At 72.2% G+C, this 25,757-nt stretch carries 21 protein-coding genes; 6 read left to right on the top strand and 15 right to left on the bottom strand.

Going from position 1 to position 25,757, the window contains the following annotated elements; genetic code table 11:
* Positions 1–7: 7 nt before the first annotated feature.
* From ACFZB9_RS00795 to ACFZB9_RS00785, 3 genes are all read right to left on the bottom strand, one after another.
* On the bottom strand, positions 8–1,033 hold the full coding sequence (locus tag ACFZB9_RS00795) for a polysaccharide deacetylase family protein (protein ID WP_391442592.1): 1,026 nt from the start codon (positions 1,031–1,033) through the stop codon (positions 8–10).
* Between the two features lie 177 nt (positions 1,034–1,210).
* Positions 1,211–2,146, bottom strand: a complete 936-nt coding sequence (locus tag ACFZB9_RS00790; protein ID WP_391442590.1) for a phosphotransferase enzyme family protein — start codon at positions 2,144–2,146, stop codon at positions 1,211–1,213.
* Between the two features lie 68 nt (positions 2,147–2,214).
* Positions 2,215–4,503, bottom strand: a complete 2,289-nt coding sequence (locus ACFZB9_RS00785; RefSeq protein WP_391442589.1) for an MMPL family transporter — start codon at positions 4,501–4,503, stop codon at positions 2,215–2,217.
* Between the two features lie 508 nt (positions 4,504–5,011).
* Here ACFZB9_RS00785 and ACFZB9_RS00780 point away from each other — a divergent pair.
* The 4 genes from ACFZB9_RS00780 to ACFZB9_RS00765 all read left to right on the top strand — a co-directional run bounded on the left by ACFZB9_RS00780 (position 5,012) and on the right by ACFZB9_RS00765 (position 10,060).
* Positions 5,012–7,177 carry an MMPL family transporter gene (locus ACFZB9_RS00780; RefSeq protein ID WP_391442588.1) on the top strand — a complete coding sequence of 722 codons (2,166 nt, stop codon included), beginning with the start codon at positions 5,012–5,014 and terminating at the stop codon, positions 7,175–7,177.
* A 328-nt stretch (positions 7,178–7,505) separates the two neighbouring features.
* Positions 7,506–7,709, top strand: a complete 204-nt coding sequence (locus ACFZB9_RS00775; protein WP_184934859.1) for a cold-shock protein — start codon at positions 7,506–7,508, stop codon at positions 7,707–7,709.
* Positions 7,710–7,870: 161 nt separating this feature from the next.
* Positions 7,871–9,574: a DEAD/DEAH box helicase gene (locus ACFZB9_RS00770; RefSeq protein WP_391442586.1), complete on the top strand. Its 1,704-nt coding sequence runs from the start codon at positions 7,871–7,873 to the stop codon at positions 9,572–9,574.
* 111 nt (positions 9,575–9,685) lie between these two features.
* Positions 9,686–10,060 (top strand): MmcQ/YjbR family DNA-binding protein, encoded by a 375-nt coding sequence (locus ACFZB9_RS00765; protein ID WP_391443301.1) that lies wholly within the window; start codon positions 9,686–9,688, stop codon positions 10,058–10,060.
* Here ACFZB9_RS00765 and ACFZB9_RS00760 read toward each other — a convergent pair.
* Complete coding sequence (locus tag ACFZB9_RS00760) at positions 10,046–11,728, bottom strand: carboxylesterase/lipase family protein (RefSeq protein WP_391442584.1); 1,683 nt, start codon at positions 11,726–11,728, stop codon at positions 10,046–10,048. The two genes, ACFZB9_RS00765 and ACFZB9_RS00760, sit on opposite strands and share 15 nt — an antisense overlap.
* Positions 11,729–11,954: 226 nt before the next feature.
* On the opposite strand from ACFZB9_RS00760, the gene ACFZB9_RS00755 reads away from it, so the two are divergent.
* Positions 11,955–13,628: a serine/threonine-protein kinase gene (locus tag ACFZB9_RS00755; RefSeq protein ID WP_391442583.1), complete on the top strand. Its 1,674-nt coding sequence runs from the start codon at positions 11,955–11,957 to the stop codon at positions 13,626–13,628.
* A 48-nt stretch (positions 13,629–13,676) separates the two neighbouring features.
* On the opposite strand, the gene ACFZB9_RS00750 is transcribed toward ACFZB9_RS00755, so the two are convergent.
* Entirely contained in the window at positions 13,677–14,351 is a 675-nt protein-coding gene (locus tag ACFZB9_RS00750) for a PhzF family phenazine biosynthesis protein (protein ID WP_391442581.1), read from the bottom strand.
* Between the two features lie 115 nt (positions 14,352–14,466).
* Between ACFZB9_RS00750 and ACFZB9_RS00745 the strand changes: the two genes are divergently transcribed.
* On the top strand, positions 14,467–16,020 hold the full coding sequence (locus tag ACFZB9_RS00745; RefSeq protein ID WP_391442580.1) for an MDR family MFS transporter: 1,554 nt from the start codon (positions 14,467–14,469) through the stop codon (positions 16,018–16,020).
* Positions 16,021–16,022: 2 nt separating this feature from the next.
* Here ACFZB9_RS00745 and ACFZB9_RS00740 read toward each other — a convergent pair whose 3' ends face one another.
* The 10 genes from ACFZB9_RS00740 to ACFZB9_RS00695 all read right to left on the bottom strand — a co-directional run bounded on the left by ACFZB9_RS00740 (position 16,023) and on the right by ACFZB9_RS00695 (position 25,742).
* Entirely contained in the window at positions 16,023–16,763 is a 741-nt protein-coding gene (locus ACFZB9_RS00740; RefSeq protein ID WP_391442578.1) for a sirohydrochlorin chelatase, read from the bottom strand.
* A gap of 25 nt (positions 16,764–16,788) precedes the next feature.
* The gene (locus ACFZB9_RS00735; protein ID WP_391442576.1) at positions 16,789–17,766 is read right to left on the bottom strand and encodes an ABC transporter permease; all 978 of its coding nucleotides are present in this window, start codon (positions 17,764–17,766) and stop codon (positions 16,789–16,791) included.
* Complete coding sequence (locus ACFZB9_RS00730) at positions 17,753–18,556, bottom strand: ABC transporter ATP-binding protein (protein WP_391442575.1); 804 nt, start codon at positions 18,554–18,556, stop codon at positions 17,753–17,755. Before ACFZB9_RS00730 ends, ACFZB9_RS00735 begins: the two co-directional genes overlap by 14 nt.
* A gap of 155 nt (positions 18,557–18,711) precedes the next feature.
* Entirely contained in the window at positions 18,712–19,869 is a 1,158-nt protein-coding gene (locus ACFZB9_RS00725) for an aliphatic sulfonate ABC transporter substrate-binding protein (protein ID WP_391442573.1), read from the bottom strand.
* A gap of 235 nt (positions 19,870–20,104) precedes the next feature.
* Positions 20,105–21,472, bottom strand: coding sequence for a sulfate adenylyltransferase subunit 1 (locus ACFZB9_RS00720; protein WP_391442572.1), 1,368 nt, complete (start codon positions 21,470–21,472; stop codon positions 20,105–20,107).
* The gene (gene cysD / locus ACFZB9_RS00715) at positions 21,472–22,410 is read right to left on the bottom strand and encodes a sulfate adenylyltransferase subunit CysD (protein ID WP_391442570.1); all 939 of its coding nucleotides are present in this window, start codon (positions 22,408–22,410) and stop codon (positions 21,472–21,474) included. Before cysD ends, ACFZB9_RS00720 begins: the two co-directional genes overlap by 1 nt.
* Positions 22,407–22,991, bottom strand: coding sequence for an adenylyl-sulfate kinase (cysC, locus tag ACFZB9_RS00710; protein WP_391443300.1), 585 nt, complete (start codon positions 22,989–22,991; stop codon positions 22,407–22,409). Before cysC ends, cysD begins: the two co-directional genes overlap by 4 nt.
* Before the next feature lie 79 nt (positions 22,992–23,070).
* Positions 23,071–23,790 carry a phosphoadenylyl-sulfate reductase gene (locus ACFZB9_RS00705; RefSeq protein WP_391442568.1) on the bottom strand — a complete coding sequence of 240 codons (720 nt, stop codon included), beginning with the start codon at positions 23,788–23,790 and terminating at the stop codon, positions 23,071–23,073.
* Positions 23,774–23,953, bottom strand: coding sequence for a hypothetical protein (locus ACFZB9_RS00700; RefSeq protein ID WP_391442567.1), 180 nt, complete (start codon positions 23,951–23,953; stop codon positions 23,774–23,776). The genes ACFZB9_RS00705 and ACFZB9_RS00700 overlap by 17 nt, the downstream gene beginning before the upstream one ends.
* A gap of 64 nt (positions 23,954–24,017) precedes the next feature.
* The gene (locus ACFZB9_RS00695; protein ID WP_391442566.1) at positions 24,018–25,742 is read right to left on the bottom strand and encodes a nitrite/sulfite reductase; all 1,725 of its coding nucleotides are present in this window, start codon (positions 25,740–25,742) and stop codon (positions 24,018–24,020) included.
* Between the last annotated feature and the right edge of the window lie 15 nt (positions 25,743–25,757).

The following is a 25,757-nucleotide window of genomic DNA, read 5'->3' as shown; positions in this document are numbered from 1 at the left end:
CGCCAGGTCAGCTCGCGGGGAAGTCGAAGGTGTAGCCCTGCTGCACCAGCCAGGGGAGCAACTGCTGGAGGGCGGCCACGGTCTGGCTGCGGTCGCCGCCGCCGTCGTGCATCAGGATGATGCCGCCGGGGTGCAGCTCCTTCTTGACGTTGGCGATGATCGCGGGGACGCCGGGCCTGGACCAGTCGCGGGTGTCGACCGTCCAGCCCAGCGGGCGCAGGCCGGCCTGGACGGCTATCTGGCGGTTGTCGGCGCTGAAGTCGCCGCCCGGGGCGCGGAACCAGCCGACCTGGGTGCCCGGGCCGCCGGCCGCGGTGATCATGTCCTTGGCCGCGTCGATCTCGTAGACCTGCTTGTCGTGCGAGAGCGTGTGCATCGGCTGCGGGTGGTGCACGGTGTGGTCGCACAGGCGGTGGCCGCCGGCCAGGATCTGCTTGACCAGGGTGGGGTTGGCGGTGGCCTGCGGGCCGATCTCGCAGAACGTCGCCTTGGCGTGGTACTGGGCGAGCAGCGCCAGGACCTGGCCGGTGGCCTTGCCGGGGCCGTCGTCGAAGGTGAGCGCGACGGTGCGGCCGCCGGAGGCGGTCGAGTAGGCGATCGAGGAGCCGGGGGCGTCCTTCGCGGGCACCGGCGCGCCCGCGGTGGTGGCCGGGGCCGGCGAGGCGGGGGTGCTCGGTGCGAGGGTGCGGGCGGAGCCGCTGGGGGTGCCCGTGGCACCCGGGGTGCTGGGGGAGCTGGGGGAGCTGGGAGTGCCCGTGGCGCCCGGGGTGCTCGCAGTGCCCGTGCTGCTCGGAGCCGCCGGCACGCTCGGGGTGCCCGGGGTGCCCGTGTTGGTCGCAGCCGCCGGGGCGCTGGGGGAGGTGCTCGTCCCGGGAGTGGCACTCAGCGTCACGCTCGCGCTCGGATGCGCCCGATCCGCCGAGGTCGTGCTCGATGAACTCCCGCACGCACAGGCCAGTGCGAGGGTGAGGATCGCGGCGCAGCCGCCGGCGGCGCGGCGGAGCAGGGTGCGGTGGGTGCCGAGAACGGGCATGCGGCAACTCCTGACGTGGTACCAGCCGCCCCCGGGTGGTCGCGGCTGCTCCCTACGACGATGGCCGCCAAACAGGCAGTTCCGAAATGATGAAAGTATCTTGAGACAATTCTCACCGGAGCCTGAGAGCCCGATCCAGTACCCCGCGAGCCCCCTGACAGCCGGCTCCGGCCCGGCTCAGAACGCGAACCAGCGCACTCCCGCGTCCCCCTCCCGCAGCGAGGCCACCCGGCGCCGGAACTCCGCCAGCGCCGCCGGGTTGCCCGGCACCTGCTGCGCCACCCACGCCGCGCTCGCCGTCTCCCGGGCCCCGCGCAGCACCGCGCAGCCCTCCCAGTCCCGCACGTCCCAGCCGTAGGCGCCGGTGAAGGCGAGGTACTCCGGCTCCGGCACGCCGTAGCGGTCGCAGCTGAGGGCCAGTGTCACCAGGTCGTGCTCGCGCAGGTCGTCGGCCACGTTCTCCAGGTCCAGCAGCACCGGCCCCTCGGGGCCGACGTGGACGTTGCGCGGCAGCGCGTCGCCGTGGATCACACCGGGCGGCAGCGCCGGGGTCAGCGTCTCGATGGCGGCGGCCAGCTCGGCGCGGCGGTCGAGCAGGAACGCGGTGTCCTGCGGGTCCAGCAGACCCTCGGCGGCGTGCAGCCAGTGCTCCACCGGGGCCAACAGGTCCCGGCGCGGCAGCCGTTCGGCCGGCTGCGCCAGGGCGGCGGATGCGGGCAGGTCGTGCAGCGCGCGCAGCAGTGGCGCGAGGTCGGCCGTGCCCGCCGGGCGCACCGCCGGGGCCAGCTGCTGCCAGAAGGTGACCGGGTGCCCGTCGACGGTCACCACCGCCTCGCGCTGCGCCGCCACCTGGGCGTCGGCGGGCCGCACCACCGGGATGCCCGCGCCGTCCAGCCGCCGGGCGACGGCCAGTTCGCGCGCCGCCCGGTCTCGCAGGGCGGGCGCCCGGCCCACCTTGGCCACCAGTGCCAGGTCGTCGAGCCCGAAGACGGCGTTCTCCCCGAGTGCCAGCAGGCGCCCGGTGCCACCCGCGATGCCCGCGGCGGTGCGGGCCCGGGCGAGCAGGGTGCGGGCCCGCGCCTGGGTGAAGGGGGACGACGAGAGGGAAACCATGGCCGAAACCTACCGGTCGACCCCGGGCACGGAGGTCGACCGGCAGGCCGTCGGCGGTGGTTCGCGGGTCAGACCGTGACCCGCCGGTGCCGCGGGCCGTGCACCGCCGTGTCCGGCACCGCCGCGTCCTCCACCACCGCGTTCTCCGCCACCGCGGCGGGCAGCGGCGGCGCCGGCTCGGTGTGCGACAGGTCCGGCAGCCAGGACAGCCAGCGCGGCAGGTACCAGTTGCGCTCGCCCAGCAGGCTCATCACCGAGGGCAGCAGCACCCCGCGGATCACCGTCGCGTCCACCAGGACCGCGACCGCCAGACCCACGCCCATCTGCTTCATCGACTGCATCGACAGCGTCCCGAAGACCGCGAAGACCGCGACCATGATGATCGCCGCGCTGCTGACCACCCCGGCCGTCGAGCGGATGCCGTGGGAGACCGCCGCCCGGGTCGGCAGGCCCCGGTCGTGCGCCTCCTTGATCCGGGAGACCACGAAGACGTGGTAGTCCATGCTCAGCCCGAAGAGGATCACGAAGAGGAAGAGCGGCACCCAGGACTCCACCGCGCCCACCCCGGCCGTGCCGAGCAGCCAGGCGCCCACGCCGTGCTGGAAGACCAGGGTCAGCACCCCGTACGCGGTGCCCACCGAGAGCAGGTTGAGCAGCACCGCGGTGATCGCGATCCCCAGCGAGCGGAACGAGGCGAGCATCAGCAGGAAGGCGAAGACCACCACGAAGGCGAAGACCGGGAGCATGCTGCCGGTCATCTGCTGGTTGAAGTCGTACGAGCCGGCGGTCTGGCCGGTCACCGGTGCCTGGGTACCGGGGACCTTGAGCAGCGTGTTCGGCACCACGTCGTGGCGCAGCGTCTGCAGCGCGGCGGTGCTGGCCGCGTCGTTGCCGCTGCCGTTGAGCGGAACGTCGATGGTGGCGACGTTCTGCGCGGCGTACCGGGTGATCTCGATCGGGCCGTGCATCCGGCCGGTGGCCAGCGCCCGGGTCCGGAAGTCGGCCAGCGCCTGCGTCATCGCGGGGGAGGAGAGGTCGGTGGCCTTGACCACCACGGTGGCCGGGGAGGGGCTGCCGGGGAAGGCGGCCTCGATCTGCTGGGAGGTGCGCACCAGCGCGTTGCCCTTGGGCAGCATCTGCTGGAAGGTGAGGTTGGCGGTGTGCATGGTCACCAGCGGGGCCGCCAGTGCGAGCAGCAGGCCGCCGGCCAGCACGGTGGCCACCAGCGGGAAGCGCAGCACCGGGGTCAGCACGGCGTTCCAGATCCGGCTGCCGCCGCTCGGGTCCTTGGCCTTGAGGTGGCGCAGCAGCGGCACCCGGCCCTTCTCCACCCGGTCGCCGAGCATCGACAGCAGCGCGGGGAGCACGGTGAGCGAGCCGAGCACGGCGGTGACCACCACCACGATCGTCGCGTAGGACATCGCCTGGAAGTCGGCGATCCCGGTGAGGAACATGCCGGCCATCGCGACCACCACGGTGACTCCGGAGACCAGCACCGCCCGGCCCGAGGTGGCGGCGGCCACCGCCAGCGCGTCGGCCGCGCTGCGCCCGGCGGCCCGTTCCTCGCGCTCACGGCGCAGGTAGAAGAGGCAGTAGTCGACCCCGACGGCCAGGCCCACCAGCAGCATCACCGAGCCGGCGTCGTCGCTGGTGTGCAGGAAGGAACTGCTCAGCGCGACCAGCCCACCGGCCGCGACGAAGGCGGTCAGCGCCAGCCCGACCGGCAGCACGGCGGCGACCACCGCGCCGAAGGCGATCAGCAGGATGCCCAGGGCGAGCGGGACGGCCGTCCACTCGGCGCTGGCGAAGTCGTTCCTGAACTGGTCGGCGAACCACTTGTTCGAGCTCGCGTCGCCGAACTCCGCGACGGTGAAGGAGCGGTCGCCGCGCTGGACGGCGGCCACCGCGTCGAGCGGCGCGGTCACGTTCGCGGTGGCCTGGTCGCTGTCGCCGACCACGGTGAACTGGACCAGGGCGGAATGCCGGTCGGCGGAGATCGCCCTGGTGTCGTAGGGCGAGCGCAGGTCGGTAGTCCGGCCGGCGGCCGTGACCGCGGCGACCACCTGGCCGACCTTGGCCCGGAAGGCCGGGTCGTCGGCGGTCAGCGTGGCGCTCTGCACCAGGACGGTCTCGCCGGCCGGGGGCTTGAGCCCGGCCTGGTCGAGGATCCGGGCGGCCTGGGCCACCTGGCCCGGCATGGACTCGGCATCGGTGACCTTGTGGCTGCCTGCCGCACCGCCGAGGTAGGCGGCCAGCACGACGAAGAGCAGCCAGCCGAAGACGGCGGTCTTGCGATGGCGGGCGCTCCAGGCGCCCATGGCGGCGGCGAAGCCGGTTCTCTTCCGGCCTGCGGGCATGGCTGACACGGGCGTGGCTGACACGGGTGTACTCCCCCTGGGACGCGGCGGTGCGGACCGCCGGCGTGGGCGCCCGGGGCTGCTCCGGGCTTGCAACTGACCCTAGGGATCGGGGCGTTGCCGGTTAATCCGGCCAGCAGGCCGAGCGACCCTGGGAATGGCCTCAGGGTCGGGGGTGGGGTTTACCCCACCATGCCCTCCGACCTGGGTACGGGCTGAACTCCACCCTGAGGGGGAGGGATCTCCACCCGGGGGACGAGGCATCGGCGGGGGGTGACCCGTCAGGATGGTGCGGGGCAGTTGGAAGGCCCTGAGGGGGTATTCAGCCGAGGGTGTCGGTCCACGGGGGGCTGCTAACCGGCCGGCTAGTAAGTTCTCGTATGATGCTTCCTCCAGCAACTTACCTGCCGACCGGCTAAGGACCGACGAGGTCTCAGCCGTCTCAGCCGTCGCCCAACGTCCCGTCCCCCGAGGGCTGCGGTGAACCATGCCAGGAGGCATCGCAAGCATGTTCCACCGAATCGGACAATTCGTCGTCAAGCGCGCCTGGTGGGTGATAGTCGCCTGGCTCGTCGCTGCCGTCGCGATCTCCGTGACAGCCCCCAAGTTGGCCTCCTCGGACGACGAGAGCGACTTCCTGCCGCGCCACTACGAGTCGATCGTGGCCGCGAACCTGCAGGGGACGGCCTTCCCGTCGGCGTTCACCCCGAGCGCGATGCTGCTCTTCGAGCGCACCGACGGCGGCCAGCTGACCGCGGACGACAAGGCCGCGATGACCAAGGTCACCGACGGGCTGACGGCAGAGCACATCCAGTACGTGCAGACCATCGTCCCGGTCAACGACAAGTCGATCTCGCAGGACGGCAAGTACGCGCTCTCCCTGATCGGCTACGACAAGAACGCGCCGCAGTCGACCAACGACACGACGAAGAAGCTGCGCGACGACGCCAAGACGCTGGCCGGTAGCAGCAACCTGAAGGTCCAGCTCGGTGGCCAGGCGGCGCAGGGCCTCGACCAGGCGGACTCCTCCAACACCGCCGACGCGTTGATCTTCCTGGGCAGCTTCCTGCTGATCGTGGTGATCCTGGCGTTCATCTTCCGCAGTGCGATCATCTCGATCCTGCCACTGCTGTTGATCATGGCCGTGATCATGCCGACCAGTAACGCGCTGATCGCGGATGCGACCAAGCTGTTCGGCCTCAAGGCCAACAGCACCATGTCGGCCATCCTGATCGTGGTGCTGCTCGGCGTCGGCACCGACTACTTCCTCTTCCTGATGTTCCGCTACCGAGAGCGGCTGCGGGCCGGTGAGCCGCGCAAGCAGGCCATGGTCAGCGCGATCGGCCGGGTCGGTGAGGCGATCGCCTCCGCGGCCGGTGCGGTCACCGTCGCCTTCGCGGTGCTGATCCTCTCCAGCCTCGGGCTCTTCAAGGCGATCGGCCCGGCCCTGGCCATCGCCGTCGTCACCACCGCGATCGCCTCCATCACCCTGGTGCCGGCCGTGCTGTCGGTGATCCCGGAGAAGGCGCTCTTCTGGCCCGGCAAGAAGTGGCGCGAGGAGAAGCCGGGGGCCCGGTTCGCCGCGCTCGGCCGGATCACCCAGCGCCGTCCCGGCATGGTCGCCGCGGTCTCCGGCGGCATCCTCATCCTGCTGACCCTCTGCTCGCTCGGCTACAAGGGCACCTTCGACCTGGCCAGCGGCTCGATGCCGAAGACCGCCGAGTCGATGGTGGTCCAGAACGCCGTGATGTCGGAGTTCTCGGCCGGTGCCTCCGACCCCTCGCAGGTCTTCGTCACCTCCACCAACGGTGCCCAGCTCGACAAGTCGACCTTCCCGGCCTACGCGGAAGCGCTCAAGGGGGTCAAGGGCGTTGCCGATGTCGGCCAGCAGCCCTTGCTGAGCAAGGACGGCATGACCGCCGACTTCACCGTGACGCTCAAGGACAACCCGGCCTCCAACGCGGCCATCGACACCATGGGCGGGCTGCGCTCCACCGCGCACTCCTCGGCGCCCGCGGGCACCAAGGCCCTGGTCGGCGGCCAGACGGCGGTCGAGGCGGACATCAACGCCGCCATGGACCACGACTACAAGACGGTCTTCCCGATCGCCGCGGTGCTGATCATGATCATCCTCGGCCTGCTGCTGCGCAGCGTGGTGGCCCCGTGGTACCTGATGGCCTCCGTCGGCCTGGGCTTCGGCGCCACCCTGGGCGCCACCAGCATGGTGTTCCAGAAGTTCGACCACCAGTCCGGCCTGATGTTCATGCTGCCGATCTTCATCTACCTCTTCGTGGTGGCGATCGGTACCGACTACAACATCCTGATGATCGCCCGCCTGCGGGAGGAGGCCCGCGAGGGCCGCAGCCCGCGCGAGGCGGCCTACGAGGCGATCAAGCACGGCGGTCCGACCGTCGCCTCGGCCGGCTCGATCCTGGCGGCCTCCTTCGCCACCTTCATGCTGGCGGGCAACGTGCTCTTCAGTGAGATCGGCTTCTCGATCGCCTTCGGTATCGCGCTGTCGGCCTTCGTGATGGCGATGTTCTTCACCCCGGCGCTGACCGCGCTGCTGGGCCGCAAGGCCTGGTGGCCCGGTCACCAGGAGCCGGGGGCGCACCCCGCCCCGGCCGCGGCGGGCCACCCCTACCCGGACGCGGAGCTGTCCGGCCGGCGCTGACCGGGCCGGCCCGCTGAGCTGGGCACACGCACCATCGGACGGGCCGTTCCCGGGGAGATCCCCGGGGGCGGCCCGTCCGCCGTGCGGGGCGCCGCTCCCGGGGTGCGGGCAGCCTGATGCAGGCGGAAAATAACCCGATCATCTGCGGTGCTCCCGTGCTACAGTCGAGTCAGTTGCAGTTTTGGTTCCCATGAACGTTTGTGTGCGCCTGCTGGTTCAACCAACAGGCGCATTTGTTTTGTCCGGTGTCATCTCCGGATGGGGATCGCGGCTACGCGAGGTCCACGTGGTGTGGGCCTCGTTGCCCCAGTATTTAGAGGAGACGGTTATGGCTACCGGCACCGTGAAGTGGTTCAACAGCGAAAAGGGTTTCGGCTTCATCGAGCAGGAGGGTGGCGGCCCGGACGTCTTCGCCCACTACTCCAACATCAACGCCAACGGCTTCCGCGAGCTCGTCGAGGGCCAGCACGTTGAGTTCGACGTCACCCAGGGCCAGAAGGGCCCGCAGGCCGAGAACATCCGCGTCATCTGACGTTTCCGGCACTGCTGGATTCGCACGACGCAGCGAAGGCCCGTACCGCACGGTGCGGGCCTTCGCCCATGTCGCCCAACGGCCGGGGCGGCGCACTCCACTCCTGGCGGCCGACCCCACGGGTCACTCTTCGACGGTGACCGCTAGGACGGAGTACACGTATGACCGATCAGTCACGCCCCACCGGTGGCCGTGGCCGCGCCCGCTCGCAGGGCGCAGGCAACAGCCGCTCGCAGGGCTCCGGCAGCACCGGCGGCTTCAGTGACGCCCAGGCGCGCGCCGGCCGCAGCTCCGGCGGGCTGCGCGGCCAGTCCCAGGGCCGCAGCCGCGGCCAGGGCCGCCCGCGCACCACGGCGCCCGCCGCGCCCGCCGACTTCACGGTGGTCGTCGGCACCCCCGCCCGCCCGCCGGCGGCGACCTTCGCCGAGCTGGAGATGCCCAAGGCGCTGCTCTCCTCGCTGACCCGCGAGGGCGTCACCGAGCCCTTCCCGATCCAGTCCGCGACCCTGCCGGACGCGCTGGCCGGCCGCGACGTGCTCGGCCGTGGCCGCACCGGCTCCGGCAAGACGCTCGCCTTCGGCCTGTCGGTGCTGGCCCGCACCAGCGGCAAGCGCGCGGACGCCCGCAAGCCGCTGGCCCTGGTGCTGGTGCCCACCCGCGAGCTGGCCCAGCAGGTCACCGACGCGCTCACCCCCTACGCGACCGCCGTCAACCTGCGGATCGCCACCGTGGTCGGCGGCATGTCGATCACCCGCCAGGCGAACGCGCTGCGGCGCGGCGCCGAGCTGCTGGTGGCCACCCCGGGCCGGCTGGACGACCTGATCAACCGCCAGGACGTCCGCCTGGACGAGGTGCAGATCACCGTCCTGGACGAGGCCGACCAGATGGCCGACATGGGCTTCCTGCCGCAGGTGACCAAGCTCCTGGAGCAGGTCGCCGAGGGCGGGCAGCGGATGCTCTTCTCCGCCACCCTGGACAAGAACGTCGACCGCCTGGTGCAGCGCTTCCTGACCGACCCGGTCACCCACTCGGTGGACCCCTCGGCCGGCGCGGTCACCACCATGGAGCACCACGTGCTCCAGCTGGAGGCGGCCGACAAGGTCTCCGCCACCGCGCACATCGCCTCCCGCGAGGGCCGGGTGATCATGTTCGTGCACACCAAGCACGGTGCCGACCGCCTCGCCAAGCAGCTGCTGGCCAGCGGCGTGCGGGCGGCCGCGCTGCACGGCGGCAAGTCGCAGCCGCAGCGCAACCGCACCCTGGACCAGTTCCGCGACGGCCACGTCACCGCGCTGATCGCCACCAACGTCGCCGCCCGCGGCATCCACATCGACGGCCTCGACCTGGTCGTGAACGTGGACCCGCCGATCGACCACAAGGACTACCTGCACCGCGGCGGCCGCACCGCCCGGGCCGGCGAGTCCGGCACCGTGGTCACCCTGGTGCTGCCCGAGCAGCGCCGGGACATGACCCGCCTGATGTCCACCGCCGGCATCCGTCCGGTCACCACCAAGGTGCGCCCCGGCGACGCCGAGCTGGCCCGGATCACCGGCGCCCGCACGCCCTCGGGCATCGCGGTGGCGCTGGCCCCGCCGGTCACGGCCGAGCCCGCCCCGGCCGCCGGCACCGCCAAGCGCCGCTCCTCCGGCCCGCGCTCCAGCCGGCCGACCGATGTGGACATCAACGGCAACCCCAAGCGCCGTCGCCCCAAGCAGCGGATGGGCACCGGCACCGGCGCGGCCTCCGGCGGCGGTCGCACCGCGGCCGGCTTCTCGGGCAAGGCCTCCTCGGGGGCCACCCCGGGCAGCGGCTCGAAGAGCGGCTCCAACTACGGGACCGGTCGCCAGCGCCGCGCCGCGCGCTGACCCCTGCGCGGTTGTTCGGCCACGCGCCATTCGGCTACGCGCCATTCGGCCACGCGCCGTCGACAGCCTCACCGGGCTGTCGGCGGCGCGTAGCAGTATGTCCCCATGACGATGACGCCTGACCGGCTCCGCGCCGCCTGCCTGGGTTTCAACGGGGCCGAGGAGCTGTTCCCGTTCGGCCCCGAGACCTCCGTCTTCAAGGTGGGCGGGAAGATCTTCGCGATCAGCGCGCTGGACGCCGAGCCGCTGCGGGTGAGCCTCAAGTGCGAGCCCGAGATCGCCGTCCAGCTGCGGGCCTCCTACCCGGCGATCACCGGCGGCTGGCACCTCAACAAGCGTCACTGGAACACCGTGCTGCTCGACGGCTCGGTGCCGGACGCGCTGGTCGGCGAGATGATCGAGGACTCCTACGACCTGATCGTCGCCCGCCTGCCGCGCCGTCAGCAGCTCGCCCTGGACTGGTCCGGCCTGTCAGCTCACCGGTGACCGGGTCCAGCTCTCCAAGCTCCAGGCCGGGAACGCGTAGTCGTTCCACAACTCCCGCTCCTGCTCCTGCGGGGCGTTCTGCACACGCGGCTCGAGATCCCAGATCCGGGTGGCCCGCACCGCCGGTGTGTAGGACGGCCAGCCGGGCGCGCCGGTGCGCGCGAAGGAGGTCCAGGAGTCCATCATGTCATCGGAGAGCCTGGTGAGTTGGGGCCGCTGCGCGGCCACGGTGGCGGCGCCGCGCGGGATGCTGCCGAGGTCGAGGTTGCCGAAGACGAACGGCAGCTCCAGGGTGTGCATCGCGCCGAGGTTCTGCGCCGCGGGCAGCCCCGCGACGTACGGGACATGCCAGTTGAACTGGTAGACGTAGGTGGGCCGCCAGCGCGACTGGGCCTCGGCCAACCGCAGGGTGGGGACCCGCTCGGTCTGGTCGGTGATCATCGCGTTGACCACCCGCCCCTCGGACAGCCCCGGGCGGTCGGCGGCGTAGGCGGCGTACATCTGCTGTTTGCGGTCGGCCAGTTCGGCGGGGAAGCTGTGGTAGGCGCTGAGCGGGAGGTCCAGCACCTGCGGCTCGAACAGCGCCCAGTAGTCGGTCTCGTTCTCGTTGGTGCCGGCCATGATCTCGACGTGCCGGGCGCTGCCGGCCGCGATCCGGTCGACCACCGGGCCGGGGATCAGCCGGCCGTCGATGGACGGGCCGAAGAAGACCGCGTCGGCCAGCCCCGGGATCCCCTGCTGGGCCTTCTCCTGGAGCTGCAGCACCTGGGCGGTGCTCATCGCGGCCAACTGCGCGACCCCGGTGATGTTTCCGGCGGCCAGGATGTGCTTGGCGGCGTCCTCGGCGTAGTCCTGGGTGTGCACCAGGTAGCCAGGGCCGCTCTCCAGGACGGCCCGCCGGAAGAGCCGCTCCGGGTGGTCGCCCGCGAGCATCGCGTCGATCGAGATCGCTCCCTCGGACTCGCCGAAGACGGTGACGTCGCCCGCGTCGCCCCCGAACGAGGCGATGTGCTGCCGCACCCAGGTCAGCGCCGCGATCTGGTCGCGCAGCCCGTTGTTGCCCGAGCCGGCGTACCGCGGGTCCAGGCCGCCGAGTTCGGTCCAGCCCAGGATGCCGAGCCGGTAGTCCAGGTCGACCACGATCGCGTTGCCGCGGGCGGCCAGCTCGGCCCCGTTGAACACCGGATCGCCGGCGGAGCCGAGTTCGGCGGCGCCGCCGTGGATGAAGACCATGACGGGCTTGTGCGCGCCACCTGTGCGCGGCTGCCAGACGTTGCTGTAGAGGCAGTCCTCCACCCCCTGGTCGATCACGCTGAGATCCTGCGGGCAGCCGGGCCTGGCGGCGGTGGCCTGCAGCGTCCCGTGCCATGGCGCCGCCGGCACCGGCGGTTCGAAGCGCAACGCACCGGTGGGCGGGGCGGCGTACGGCACGCCGAGGTAGGAGCAGACGCCGCCCTGGGGCAGGCCCTGCACCCGGCCCACCGAGGTGGTGGTGCGGCAGTCGGCGGTGTCGCTACTGCCGGTGCCGCCGGCGGCCGTCACGGCACCGGCCGGGCCCGCCGTGCCGAGGACCGTGCCGAGCAGCAGGCCCAAGGCGGCCGCCCCGGCAGCCAGCAGCCTCGGTGTCGTGCGGAACGTCCTTGTACGGAACGTCCTTGTGCGGAACACGAAGCACTCCCTTCCGCGCCGCCGCGCAGCCGGGCGGCGCCGTGCCGAATCACGCGTGCCTCCAGCATCGGGGGAGCGGGGCCCGGCGGTCGTCAACACACGGGTGGACACGGCCACTCCACCCACGCTCAACCCCTGGGTGGAGAGCGAGGTGACCGGGCGTCAGGTGCGCTCGGCCGGTGCCTTGTGGCGGGCACGGTCGGTCCGGTCTCCTACGATGGCGCGCATGACTACAGGGGGGCCGGACGGACGGCTCATCGACGACCGCTTCGAACTGTTGCAACGCCTCGGCGGCGGCGGGATGGGCCTGGTCTGGCGGGCGCGTGACAACGCCCTGCACCGTGAGGTCGCGCTCAAGGAGGTCCGCCCGCCGGACCCCGGGACGGCGGCCGCCGATCCGGCCGAGGCGCGCGAGACCCGGGCGCGGGTGCTGCGCGAGGCGCGGGCGCTGGCCCGGCTCCAGCACCCGAACGTGGTGATCATCCACCACATCGTCGACACCGACGAGCACCCGCACCCCTGGCTCGTCATGGAGCTGGTCACCGGCGGCAGCCTCGCCGACCGGCTGGAGCGGGGGCCGCTGACGGTCCTGGAGGCGGCCAGGCTCGGGCTGGGCGTGCTCGGCGCCCTGCGCGCGGCGCACGCCGTCGGCATCCAGCACCGGGACGTCAAGCCCGGCAACGTGCTGTTGCGCTCGGACGGCACCCCCGTGCTCACCGACTTCGGCATCGCCGCCATGTCCGGTGCCACCACGGTGACCAGTACCGGGATGCTGATCGGCTCACCGGAGTTCATGGCGCCCGAGCGGATCCGTGGCGAGGAGGGCAACCCCTCCTCCGACCTGTGGTCGCTGGGCATGATGCTCTACGTCGCCGTCGAGGGCCACCACCCGCTGCGCCGGTCCAGCGCGATCGCCACCCTCGCCGCGGTGCTCGACGAACCGCTGCCGGCTCCGGTGCGGGCCGGGGCCCTGGGCCCGCTGCTGGCGGCGCTGCTGGCCAGGGATCCGGCCGTCCGTCCGGACGCGGCGCAGCTCGACGAGGCGTTGGCGCGGCTGGTGGCCGAGGCCGAGCGGGGGGCGCCGCCGAGCGATCCGCCGGCCGGTCCACCGGCCGACCGGGCGACCGCGGTGCTGACGCCGCCGAGGGCGCCGGTCGCGGACCGGGTGCCGACCCCGGCGGCAGCTGATCGGGCGGCAGCGGATCGGGCGGTCGGCGGGCGACGGGGCGGCCTGATAGCCCTGGCCGTCGCCCTGGTGGCCGTCGCCGCCGTCCTCGGATGGACGATGAGACCCGGCAGCCAGGCGGACGGCCACCGCGCGGGCGGTGCGCAAACGACCGCCGGCGCGCCGGCCGGCCGGCCTGCCGCGAGTTCGCCGGTGAGCAACTCGCCCGCGGCGAGCCCGCCGGCAGCCGGCCAGTCGGCGAGCGCCACACCCACCTCGGCCCCGGTCGGCGTGCCGAAGGGGTTCTCCCCGGCCGACGTGCGCGCCACGATCGCGGCGATGAGCCCGACCATGGGCGGCACCAAGGTCTTCAGCCTGACCATCTACCCGGACTACGCGAACGCCGACGTCCCGGTCGCCGCGAACCCGCAGTTGTACGACCAGGTCGAGTACCGCGATGGCAAGTCCACCCGCTCACCGGGCGGCACCGAGCCCTCGGTCGTCAAGCCGGTGGACCTTCAGGGCTTCGACTGGGACAAACTCCCGGTGCTGTTCCAGCAGGCCCAGGCGACCCTGAAGGTCCCGGCGCCGAACGAGCCCTACCTGACCGTCAGCGCCGACATCATCACCGGCGCCCCGACGCTCGACCTCTACCTGACCAACACCTATGGCGGCGGCTACCTGGAGATCGGCCCGGCGGGGAACGTGCTCAGGACCTACCCGCTGGGTGGCTGACCGGCCGGCAACCGTCGAGATCAGCCGCATGGCCGTCCGGCCCGGGAGTTACAGCGTCCGGACGCTCTCCAGGACCACCCGGCCGCCGACCTCGATCGTGTGGTCGTCGTGCGGCCGGGTCAGGATCTGCGAGCCGACGCCCTGCCGGATGTCGAGCGCGCGGCCGAGCTCCGAGGTCAGCACGAGCGCGGCGGCGCCGGTCGCCTCGTCCTCGGCGATGGTGTCGCCGCGGCGCGGGAAGGCGCGGGCCCGCACCTGGCCCGCGGTCTCGTCCTGCCAGGCCCAGGCGTAGAGCCAGCCGGTGCCCTGCGGCGGGGCGGGCAGCGCGTCGACCTCCGCCACCGAGCCGTAGCGCTGGGTGTTCCGCCCGGCCGCCCACTCGGCCCGGGCCCGGATCCAGCTGAACTCCCCGTCCTGGCGCAGCGGGACCTCCCCGGCCGGCGGGCGCAGCACGGCCGGCGCGAGGCCCTCGCGGCACAGCAGCCAGCCCGTCCCGACCAGCGGGTGCCCGGCGAAGAGCAGGCGGACGCTCGGCGTGTAGATGTCGACCCGCCCCTGCGCCGCGTCGTCGACGAAGACCGTCTCGCTGAAGCCGAGTTCGGCCGCGAGCGCCTGCCGCGCCGACTCGCCGGGCACCGCGCCGCCGTCCCGGACGACGCCCAGCGCGTTGCCCGCGCTGCCGCCGGCGCCGCAGAAGACCCGCAGGATGTGGAGTTCCGTCATACGAAGATCCAATCACTCCACCCCCGGCCACCGCCAGCAGGGCCGAAGTCGTTCGCCGAGGTCGAGGACTGGGTACCGTGAGAGGAGGTACCGGCTCCATCTGAGGAGCGTGTCGATGAGCGACACCAAGGCCGTTTCCCCCGAGACCGATCAGCAGCCCGTGAGCCAGCGGACCATCTACCTCGCCATGATCGGGCTGATGCTCGGGATGCTGATGGCGATGCTCGACAATCTGATCGTCAGTACCGCGCTGCCCACCATCGTCGGCGACCTGGGCGGGCTGGCCCGGCTCTCCTGGGTGGTCACCGCCTATGCGCTGGGCGCCGCCGTCACCACCCCGTTCTGGGGCAAGCTGGGTGACCTGCACGGCCGCAAGAGCATGTTCATGGTCGCCATCGTGGTCTTCCTGGGCGGCTCCGCGCTGGCCGGGCTCTCGCGGAACATGGACCAGCTGATCGGGTTCCGGGCCCTGCAGGGGCTGGGCGCCGGCGGCCTGATGGTCGGCGCGATGGCCACCCTCGGCGACCTGGTGCCACCGCGCCGACGCGGCCGCTACATGGGCATGATCGGCGCGATGATGCCGATCGCCTTCGTCGGCGGCCCGCTGCTCGGCGGCTTCCTGACCCAGAGCCTCAGCTGGCGCTGGTGCTTCTACGTGAACCTGCCGCTGGGCCTGGTGGCGCTGCTGGTCACCGGGTTCGGCATGCGGCTGCCGCGCCGCCGGCTCAAGGCCCGGCTGGACTACCTGGGCGGGGCGCTGCTGACGGTCGGCGTGGTGGCGATCACCCTGGTGGCGAGCTGGGGCGGCGGCCAGTACGCCTGGGGTTCGGCGCCGATCCTGGGGCTGACCGCCCTCTCGGCGGTGGCGCTGGCAGCGTTCGTCGTCTCGCAGCAGCGGGTCGCCGAGCCGATCCTGCCGCCGCGGATGTTCCGGGACCGCAACTTCACCCTCGCCCAGGTGCTCAGCTTCCTGGTCGGCGCGGCGATGTTCGGCGCGGTCAACTTCCTTCCGCAGTACATGCAGTACGTCCAGGGGGCGTCGCCCACCGCCAGCGGCCTGCTGTTGCTGCCGCTGATGTTCGGCATGCTCGCGGTGATGCTGACGGTGGCTCAGATCACCACCAGGACCGGGAAGTACCGGGTGTTCGTGATCACCGGCGGGGCGGTGCTGACGGCCGGCATGCTGGTCCTGCTGCTGCTCCGGGTGGACACCGGCGTGCTGGTCAGCTCGCTGCTCACGGTGGTGGTGGGGATCGGGCTCGGCTTCCTGATGCAGAACACCATGCTGATCACCCAGAACAGCGTGGCGCCACGGGACATGGGGGCGGCGAGCGGTTCGGTGACCCTGTTCCGCACCATCGGCGGTTCGCTGGGGATCGCGCTGCTCGGCTCGCTCTACACCCGCGGGCTGGACCACCAGCTCACCGGGCGGCTCGGCGCGCAGGGGCACGCGCTGATCTCGGCGCACCTCCCGCCCGCCGCGCTCAAGGCGCTGCCGGGCCCGGCCCGGGCGGCGTTCGAACAGGGGGTGACGCACGGGCTGTACGGGGTGTTCGTCGGCGGCGCGGTGCTGTCGGCGGTGGTCTTCCTGCTCGCCTGGCTGATCCGTGAGGTGCCGCTGCGCGGATCGGTGGAGCCCGCGCCGGACGGCCCCGTGCTCGACGGCTGACCTCAGGCGGCGAGGGCCCGCACCGCGGACGACGCCTGGGCGTAGCGGCGCAGCAGCAGCTGGGCCACCTCCGGTGCGGCGCCCAGCACCGGGGCCAGCAGGTCGGCCCCGGCCTGTTCGGCGGCGGCCGCGATCCGGTCCGGCAGCAGCCCGGGGGCCAGCAGGTAGGGTGCGACGGCCGTTCGGCGCAGGCCCCGGGCGCGCAGCTCGGCCAGCGCGTCCGGCACCCGGGGGCCGCCGGCCGAGGCGTAGGCGACGGTGACCGCGCCCCAGCCGCGCTCGCGCTGCCAGCGGGCGGCCAGCGCCCGGGTGGTGGCGTCGGCTGCCGGATCCGAGGAGCCGGCGGCGGCCAGCACCAGGCCGGTGCGGGCGCGGTCGGTGGCCGAGGCGAGGTCCAGGCCCGCCTCGGCCAGCCGGCGCTCCAGGGCGGCCAGCAGCAGCGGGTCGGGCCCCAGCACCTCCGCCACCGGGCCGCTCGCCCGGGCCGTCCGCAGCGCGGCCGGGATGTCGTGCTTGGCGTGGAAGGCCCGGTTGAGCAGCAGCGGCACCGCCACCGCCGGTGCCCCGGCCAGCCGCTGGACCACCTGCGGCAGCCGTGGCGCACAGTGGTCGAGGTAGGCGGTGGCGACGGACAGGCCGGGCCGCAGGAAGCGCACCTGCCGCACCAGCGCGTCGACCGTCGCGGCGTGCCGCGGGTCGCGGCTGCCGTGGGCGATCAGCAACAGGGCTGGGGAGAGCGGCATCTGACGTTCTTTCAGGAATGGAGGGTCAGCGGGCGTTCTGCATCAGGCCGCGGGTGCGCAGCACCCGGCGCTCCAGCGGGGTGAAGATCAGCAGGTCGATCGCGACGCCGACCACCAGGATCAGGATGATCCCGAGCATCACCCCGGACATGTCCGAGGCGTCGCGCTGGTTCTCCAGGTACCGCCCCAGGCCCAGACCCAGGTCCGGCGAGCTGGCGATCAGCTCGGCGGCCATCAGTGAGCGCCAGGAGAAGGCCCAGCCCTGCTTGAGGCCGGCCAGGTAGCCCGGCAGCGCCGCCGGCAGCAGGACGTGCCGGGCGCCGCTGAGCCCGCGGGCGCCCAGGGTGCGGCCGGCCCGCAGGAAGAGCGGCGGCACCTGGTCGATGCCCGAGATCAGGCCGTTGGCTATCGAGGGGACCGCGCCGAGCAGGATCACCGCGTACATCGCCTGGTCGTTGATGCCCAGCCAGATCACCGCGGCCGGCACCCAGGCCACCGAGGGCAGCGACTGCAGGCCGGAGAGGATCGGGCCCACGGCGGCCCGCAGGAACTTGACCTGCGCCACCGCCAGCCCGATCGGCGTGCCGATCACCACGGCCATCGCGAAGCCGGAGATGCCGCGCCAGACACTGGTCCAGATGATCGAGAAGAGGGTGCCCTGGTACCAGAGGTCGGTCAGGCTGTGCCAGACGTCCAGCGGGCTGGGCAGGTTGTAGGAGGCGGTGACGTGCAGGTCGTAGGTCAGCTGCCAGGCGCCGATCACCAGCAGCGCGCCGAGCACCGGCGGCAGCAGCTTCTCGCGCAGCAGCTGGCCGAGCGAGGGGCGCTGGATCTGGACGGAGTCCAGCGCGTCCAGACCGGCCTCGACGCCGGCCAGGTCCGCATGGGTCTGGCCCTGCGGCTGCGGCCCGGGCCGGCGGCCGGCCTCGGCGGGGGCCGTGTCCGGGGCCGTGTCCGGGGCCTCGGCCGAGGCCGGGATCGAGGTGGTCTCAGTGCTGGCCATGGCGGCGGATCTCCCCACGCAGGTGCTCGGTGATCTCGACGGACAGGTCCGCGACGGCGGCGGACTCGATGCGGCGCGGCTGCGGCAGGTCGATCCGCCACTCGCGGGCCACCCGGCCCGGGCGCGAGGAGAGCAGCACCACCCGCTGGGCCAGTCGCACCGCCTCGCGCACGTTGTGGGTGACGAACAGGACGGTGAGCCGGCGCTCCTGCCAGATGCGGGTGATCTCCTCGTGCAGCACGTCGCGGGTGATCGCGTCCAGTGCGGCGAACGGCTCGTCCATCAGCAGCACGCTGCTGCCCTGGGCCAGCGCGCGGGCCAGCGCGACCCGCTGGCGCATGCCGCCGGACAGCTCGTGCACCCGCTTGCCGTAGGAGCCGGCGAGGCGGACCAGTTCGAGCAGCCGTTCGGCCTCCGGCCTGCGCTCGGCGCGCGGCACGCCGTTGAGGCGCAGCGCGAGTTCGATGTTCCGGCCGGCGGTCAGCCACGGGAAGAGCGCGTGCTCCTGGAACATCAGGGCCGGGCGGCCGCCGGGCACCTCGATCTGTCCCGCGGTCGGCCTGTCCAGGCCGGCGACCAGGTTGAGCAGGGTGGACTTGCCACAGCCGGAGGCGCCGAGCAGGCAGAGGAACTCGCCCGGGGCGACGTCGAGGGTGATGTCGTCCAGCACCGCGACGGCGGCGCCGGGACGACCGAAGGACTTGTGCACGCCGGCGATCCGCACCGCGGGCGTACCGTCCGCGTCGGCGCCGACACGGGTGTCGTTCGAAGTGGTCAGTGCCTGGCTCATCTGCGGGCACCTCCTGGCATGAGTGGGGCGAGCGGAGAAGGCTGCTGGAGCCGGGTTCCGCCCCGGCCCGGCCCGGTGACTGGGCATCGACTGGGCGGGGCCGGGGACGGAGCCCGGAGTCTGGTGCGGTACTGGAGGACCTGCCTGACGGAGCGTCAGGAACCGTTACCGAGGCCCGCGTCGGAGACCGTGGGCTTTCCGGCCGCGGTAAGCGCCTGGTTGAGCGGGGTGAGGTCGTAGATCCCGCTGATGTCCGGCTTCTTGAGCAGGCCCGCGGTCACCGCGTGGTCCGCCTCCGCCTGCAGGGTGTTGGCCAGCGGGTCGTCCAGGAAGTCGATGCTCTTCCAGGCCGGGTCGAGGATGCCGGCGGGCAGCGAGTTGCCGCCGGCCGCCTTGATCGCGTCGTTGGCGTCCTGCTCGGCCTTGGTCGGGTTGGCCTTGATGAAGGCGTTGGTGTTCACCGAGCCGCGCAGCACGGCCTCCACCACGTCCGGGTGGGCCTTGAGGAACTTCTGCGAGACGATGATGTTGGTGATCACGAACTGTCCGTTCGGCCACAGCGACTTCTCGTCCAGCAGCACCTTCGCCCCCTTCGCCACCAGAGTGGAGGCGGTCGGCTCGGGCACCCAGGCGCCGTCGATCGAGCCGGAGGCGTAGGCGTCCGGGGTGACCTTGTTGTCCGTGCGCACCACCGAGACGTCGCCGGCGCCGGTCTGCGGGTCCTCCTTGTAGCCCTTGCTCGCCAGGTAGTTGAGCAGCGCCACGTCCTGGGTGTTGCCCAGCTGCGGGGTGGCGATCTTCTTGCCCTTGAGGTCGTCCAGCGTCTTGATCTTGTTCGGGTTGACCACCAGCTCGACGCCGCCCGAGGCCGAGCCGCCGATGATCTTCAGTGACTGGCTCTTGGACTGCACGTAGCCGTTGATCGCGGGGGAGGGGCCGATCCAGCCGATGTCGATCGAGCCGGCGTTCAGCGCCTCGATCTCCGCCGGGCCCGCGTTGAAGACCTGGGTCTTGATCTGGGTCGAGCCCAACTCCTTCTGGAACAGCCCCTCCTGGAGGCCGACCAGGGCGGTGCCGTGGGTCAGGTTGGCGAAGTAGCCGATCTTCACCGAGTCGGCGGTGAGCTTGGGGCCGCCCGAAGCGGCCGCAGCCGGCGCCGGGGCCGCGTTGGTCTTGTCGGACTTGGAGCCGTAGCTGCAGGCGGTCAGCAGGCTGACGGCGGTCAGGCCGGCCAGGGCCATCGCGGCGACGCGTCTGGCGCGACCGGGGTTCGGGCGGGGCAGGCTATGGCGGTTGGGCTGCGGAAGAGTCATCGAAGCGTCCTTCGGCTGGAACGGTCAAGGCAGGGTGGTGCGTTGGCACGCCGGGCCGGGTGGGCGGTGGTGCGCCGGTTCGCGCACCGCCCTCGCCGTCAGGCCCGGTGACGGAGCCGTCGTCAGAGGCCCCGTCCGCACGCACATCGCGTGATGCCGCCGCGGCCGCTGCCACGGGCGCCGCTACCGATGCGGCCGCCTTCCTTGTCCATACCGGAGAACGCCTCGCCGGCCATCAGACCCAGTCCTCCTCGGCCGCCGGAGCCGTCTGCGCCGTCCGGTCCGCCGCGCCCGCGAAGGACTCGCCGGCCATGCCGGCGGTCAGGGTGCTGCCGTCGGCCGGGTCGATCAGCAGGAACGAGCCGGTCAGCCGGTTGTCGGCGTAGCGGTCCAGGGCCAGCGGCTCGGCGGTGCGCAGGAGCACGTGGCCGATGTCGTTGACGTTCAACTCCTGGCTGTCGCCGCGTTGTTCGAGGGTGTCGATGTCGATGCGGTAGCTGATCTCCTTGACCAGTGCGCGTACGGTGCGGGTGGTGTGCTTGAGCAGCACCTTGTCGCCGGCGCGCAGTGGGCGTTCGTGGAGGTGGCAGACGGTGGCCTCGACGTCCTTGGTGGGTTCGGGGGCGGGGCCGGTGGCGATCAGGTCGCCGCGGGAGATGTCGATGTCCTCGGTGAGGCGCACGGTGATCGACTGCGGTGCCCGGGCGGTGTCGGTCTCGGTGCCGAGTGCGTCGATGCCCGCGATGGTGGTGGTGTGGCCGGAGGGCAGCACGGTGACGGTGTCGCCGGTGCGCAGCACGCCGGAGGCCAGCTGGCCGGCGTAGCCGCGGTAGTCGTGGTGTTCGGGGGCCACGCCTGGGGCGGCCTGCGGGCGGATCACGTACTGGATGGGGAAGCGGGCGGGTTCGGCGCCGGGGTCGCTGGTGACCTGCACGGTCTCCAGGTGTTCGAGCAGGGTGGGGCCGCCGTACCAGTCCATGTGGGCGGAGGGTTCGACGACGTTGTCGCCGGCCAGGGCGGAGATCGGCACGGCGACGATGTCGCCGATGCCGAGGGAGGCGGCGTAGGCGGTGAACTCGGCGGCGATGGCGGCGAAGACGGGCTCGGCGTAGTCGACCAGGTCCATCTTGTTGACCGCGAGGACGACGTGCGGCACGCGCAGCAGGGCGGCGACGGCCGCGTGGCGGCGGGTCTGCTCGACGACGCCGTTGCGGGCGTCGACCAGCACCACGGCGAGTTCGGCGGTGGAGGCGCCGGTGACCATGTTGCGGGTGTACTGCACGTGGCCGGGGGTGTCGGCCAGGATGAAGCGGCGCTTGGGGGTGGCGAAGTAGCGGTAGGCGACGTCGATGGTGATGCCCTGCTCGCGCTCGGCGCGCAGGCCGTCGGTGAGCAGCGCCAGGTCGGGGGCCTGCTGGCCGCGCTTGCGCGAGGCGTGCTCGACGGCTTCGAGCTGGTCGGTGAGCACGGACTTGGAGTCGTGCAGCAGGCGGCCGACCAGGGTGGACTTGCCGTCGTCGACGGAGCCGGCGGTGGCGAAGCGCAGCAGGGAGGTGGCTGCGTTGTGTGCCGCGGTGGTGTGGTCGGTGGTGGTGGTGCTCATTAGAAGTACCCCTCGCGCTTGCGGTCTTCCATCGCGGCTTCGGAGAGTTTGTCGTCGGCCCGGGTGGCTCCGCGCTCGGTGAGGCGGCTGGCGGCGATCTCGGTGATCACCTGTTCGATGGTGGCGGCCTGGGAGTCGACGGCGCCGGTGCAGGACATGTCGCCCACGGTGCGGTAGCGGATCAGGCGGCGCTGGACGTTCTCGCCGTCCTTGGGGCCGCCCCAGTCGCCGGCGGTCAGCCACATGCCGTCGCGGGCGAAGACCTCGCGCTCGTGGGCGTAGTAGATCTCCGGCAGGTCGATGCTCTCGCGTTCGATGTACTGCCAGACGTCCAGTTCGGTCCAGTTGGAGAGCGGGAAGACGCGCACGTGCTCGCCCACCGCGTGGCGGCCGTTGTAGAGCGACCAGAGTTCGGGGCGCTGGCGGCGCGGGTCCCAGGCGCCGAACTCGTCGCGCAGGGAGAAGACGCGCTCCTTGGCGCGGGCCTTCTCCTCGTCGCGGCGGCCGCCGCCGAAGACGGCGTCGAACTTGCCGGTCTCGATGGCGTCGAGCAGTGGGACGGTCTGCAGCGGGTTGCGGGTGCCGTCGGGGCGTTCGCGCAGCCGGCCCTCGTCGATGAACTGCTGGACGCTGGCGACGTGCAGGCGCAGGTTGTGCTCGGCCACCACGCGGTCGCGGTAGGCGATGACCTCGGGGAAGTTGTGGCCGGTGTCCACGTGCAGCAGCGAGAAGGGGATCGGCGCGGGGGCGAAGGCCTTGAGTGCCAGGTGCAGCATGACGATGGAGTCCTTGCCGCCGGAGAAGAGGATCACCGGCCGCTCGAACTCGCCCGCCACCTCGCGGAAGATGTGCACCGACTCCGCTTCCAGCACATCCAGGTGGGAGAGTGCGAAGGGGTCCTTCGCGGTGTCGAGCGGACTCCGGGTCGCGGTCGTCATGCCAGGCCCCTCGTAGTCAGGAAGGTGTGCAGTTCGGCGGCCGACTCGGCGACCGTGCGGTCCTCGGTGTGCAGGCGCAACTCCGGTGCGGTGGGCGCCTGGTAGGGGTCGTCCACGCCGGTCAGCCCGGTGAGCGTGCCGGCCGCCTGCTGGGCGTACAGGCCCTTGACGTCGCGCTCCGAGCAGACCTCGACCGAGGTGGCGACGTGCACCTCCAGGAAGGCGGTGCCCCGCTCGGCGTGGCGCTCGCGCACCGCGGCGCGCGAGTCGGCGTAGGGGGCGATCACCGGGGCGAGCACCTTGACGCCGTTGGCGGCCAGTTTCTCGGCGACGAAGCCGATCCGGGTGACGTTGGTGTGCCGGTCCTCGCGGGAGAAGCCCAGGCCCTTGGAGAGGAACTCGCGGATCTCGTCCCCGTCCAGCACCTCCACCCGGTGCCCCTCGGCCCGCAGCCGCTCGGCCAGTGCGAAGGCCAGCGTGGTCTTACCGGCGCTGGGCAGCCCGGTCAGCCACACCGTGGCGCCGCGCTCACAGGGGGCGGCCGCGGGGGCCGCCTCTGCGGCTTCCCCGGCGGCAGCCAAGGTGTCGGCTGTGCTCACGTTTCGCTCCAAAATTAAGTAACGAGTGGTCAAAAAAAAGTACGTCGGTCCAGCAGCGGGCTCAGAGGTGGATACCGCACTCGACCTTGCCGGAACCGGCCCAGCGACCGGCCCGGGCGTCCTCGCCCTCACCGGGCTTGCGGGTGCAGGAGAGCGGTGCGCAGCCGACCGAGGTGTAGCCCTCCCAGAGCAGCGGGTTGAGCAGCACCCCGTTGGCCTGGACGTAGGCGTCCACGTCCTGCTGGGTCCAGCGGGCGATCGGGGCGATCTTCACCTTGCGGCGCTTGGCGTCCCAGGCCACCACCGGGGTGTTCGCCCGGGACGGCGACTCGTCACGGCGCAGCCCGGTGGCCCAGGCGTCGTAGCCCGTCAGCCCGCGCTGCAGCGGCTCGACCTTGCGCAGCGAGCAGCACAGGTCCGGGTCCCGGTCGTGCAGGTCGGGTCCGTACTCGGCGTCCTGCTCGGCCACCGTGCGGCGCGGCGTCAGGGTGATCACGTTGAGCGCCATGGTGGCGGCCACCGCGTCCCGGGTGCCGATGGTCTCGGGGAAGTGGTAGCCGGTGTCCAGGAAGAGCACGTCGATGCCGGGCAGCGCGCTGGAGGCCAGGTGGGCCACCACCGCGTCCTCCATCGAGGAGGTGATGCAGAGCCGGTGCCCGAAGGTGTCGGCGGCCCAGCGCAGGATCTCCTGCGGGGTGGCCTCCTCCAGCTCGCGGGCGGCCGTGGTGGCCAGCGCCTCCAGATCGCGGGGGGCGGCGGGTGTCTCAGGGTTGGCGCTCATCTACGGATACCCCGTTCGTAGCTGACAGCAGGCCGAGGAACTTCAGTTGGAAAGCGCGGCGGCAGGAGGCGCATTCCCAGGCGCCGTGACCGCCGGTCTCCGACGGGCGGAGGTCCTCGTCACCGCAGTAGGGGCAGTAGAAGGGTGCGGCGCGCTCACTCATGCGGCCACCTCGCTGCGCTCGGCGGTCGCTTCGCGAGCCACGCGCCTCTCAATGGTTCGCTCGCTCACGTCAGCTGCTCCTCGCCGGCCCGGGCGGTCCACTGGGCGAACCGCTCGCCCTCGTGGCGCTCGGCCTGGAAGCGGGTCAGCAGCCGTTCCACGTAGTCGGGCAGCTCGTCGGAGGTGACCTTCAGACCGCGCACCTTGCGGCCGAAGCCGGCCTCCAGGCCGAGCGCGCCGCCCAGGTGGACCTGGTAGCCCTCCACCTGGTTGCCGTCCGCGTCGGTCACCAGCTGGCCCTTGAGACCGATGTCCGCCACCTGGATACGGGCGCAGGCGTTCGGGCAGCCGTTGATGTTGATGGTGAGCGGCTCGGCGAACTGGGGCAGCCGCTGCTCCAGCTCGTCGATCAGGGTGCGCCCGCGCTCCTTGGTCTCGACGATGGCGAGCTTGCAGTACTCGATGCCGGTGCAGGCCATGGTGCCGCGCCGGAACGGCGACGGGGTGACCCGCAGGTCCAGCGCCTCCAGGCCGGCCACCAGCGACTCGACCTGGTCCTCGGCGATGTCCAGCACCACCATCTTCTGCTCGGCGGTGGTGCGCAGCCGGTCCGAGCCGTGCGCGGCGGCGAGTTCGGCGACCTTGCCGAGCAGCGCGCCGTCCACCCGGCCCACCCGCGGCGCGAAGCCGACGTAGTGGCGGCCGTCCTTCTGCCGGTGCACGCCGACGTGGTCGCGCCAGGTGCCGCTCGGCTCCTCGGGCGCGGGGCCGTCGACCAGCTGGTACTTGAGGTACTCGTCCTCCAGCACCTGGCGGAACTTGGCCACGCCCCAGTCGGCGACCAGGAACTTCAGCCGGGCGCGGTTGCGCAGCCGGCGGTAGCCGTAGTCGCGGAAGATGCCGATCACGCCGCCGTAGACGTCGGCGACCTCGTCCAGCGGGACCCAGGCGCCCAGGCGCACGCCCAGCTTGGGGTTGGTCGACAGGCCGCCGCCGACCCACAGGTCGAAGCCCGGGCCGTGCTCGGGGTGCACCACGCCGACGAAGGCGACGTCGTTGATCTCGTGCGCCACGTCCAGCAGCGGCGAGCCGGAGACGGCCGACTTGAACTTGCGCGGCAGGTTGGAGAAGTCGGGGTTGCCGATGAAGCGGCGCTGGATCTCCTCGATGGCGGGGGTGCCGTCGATGATCTCGTCCTCGGCGATGCCGGCCACCGGCGAGCCGAGGATCACCCGCGGGGTGTCGCCGCAGGCCTCGGTGGTGGACAGGCCCACCGCCTCCAGCTTCTGCCAGATCGCCGGGACGTCCTCGATGCGGATCCAGTGGAACTGGATGTTCTGCCGGTCGGTCAGGTCGGCCGTGCCGCGGGCGTACTGCTGGGAGACCTCGGAGACCGCCTTGAGCTGGGCCACCGTCAGGCGGCCGCCGTCGATCCGCACGCGCAGCATGAAGTACTCGGCGTCCAGCTCGTGCGGGTCCAGGATCGCGGTCTTGCCGCCGTCGATCCCCTCCTTGCGCTGGGTGTAGAGGCCCCACCAGCGCATCCGGCCGCGCAGGTCGGACGGGTCGATCGAGTCGAAGCCCCCATGGGCGTAGATCGTCTCAATACGTGTCCGCACATTGAGACCGTCGTCGTCCTTCTTGAACTGCTCATTGGCGTTCAGCGGGGTGTAGTGCCCCATGCCCCACTGGCCCTCGCCACGGTGGCGGGTCACCTTGCGGGCAGCGCCGACGCGCGGCGCGACGGCGCCGGCGGACTGGGGCTCGACCGGGTCGGGAGTGGTGGCCATAACAGACGTCCTTCG

Origin of the sequence: Kitasatospora sp. NPDC008050, from assembly GCF_042957465.1 — a bacterium.
In the GTDB taxonomy this organism is placed as follows: Bacteria; Actinomycetota; Actinomycetes; order Streptomycetales; family Streptomycetaceae; genus Kitasatospora.
This window is presented reverse-complemented; position numbering and strand designations above follow the sequence as displayed.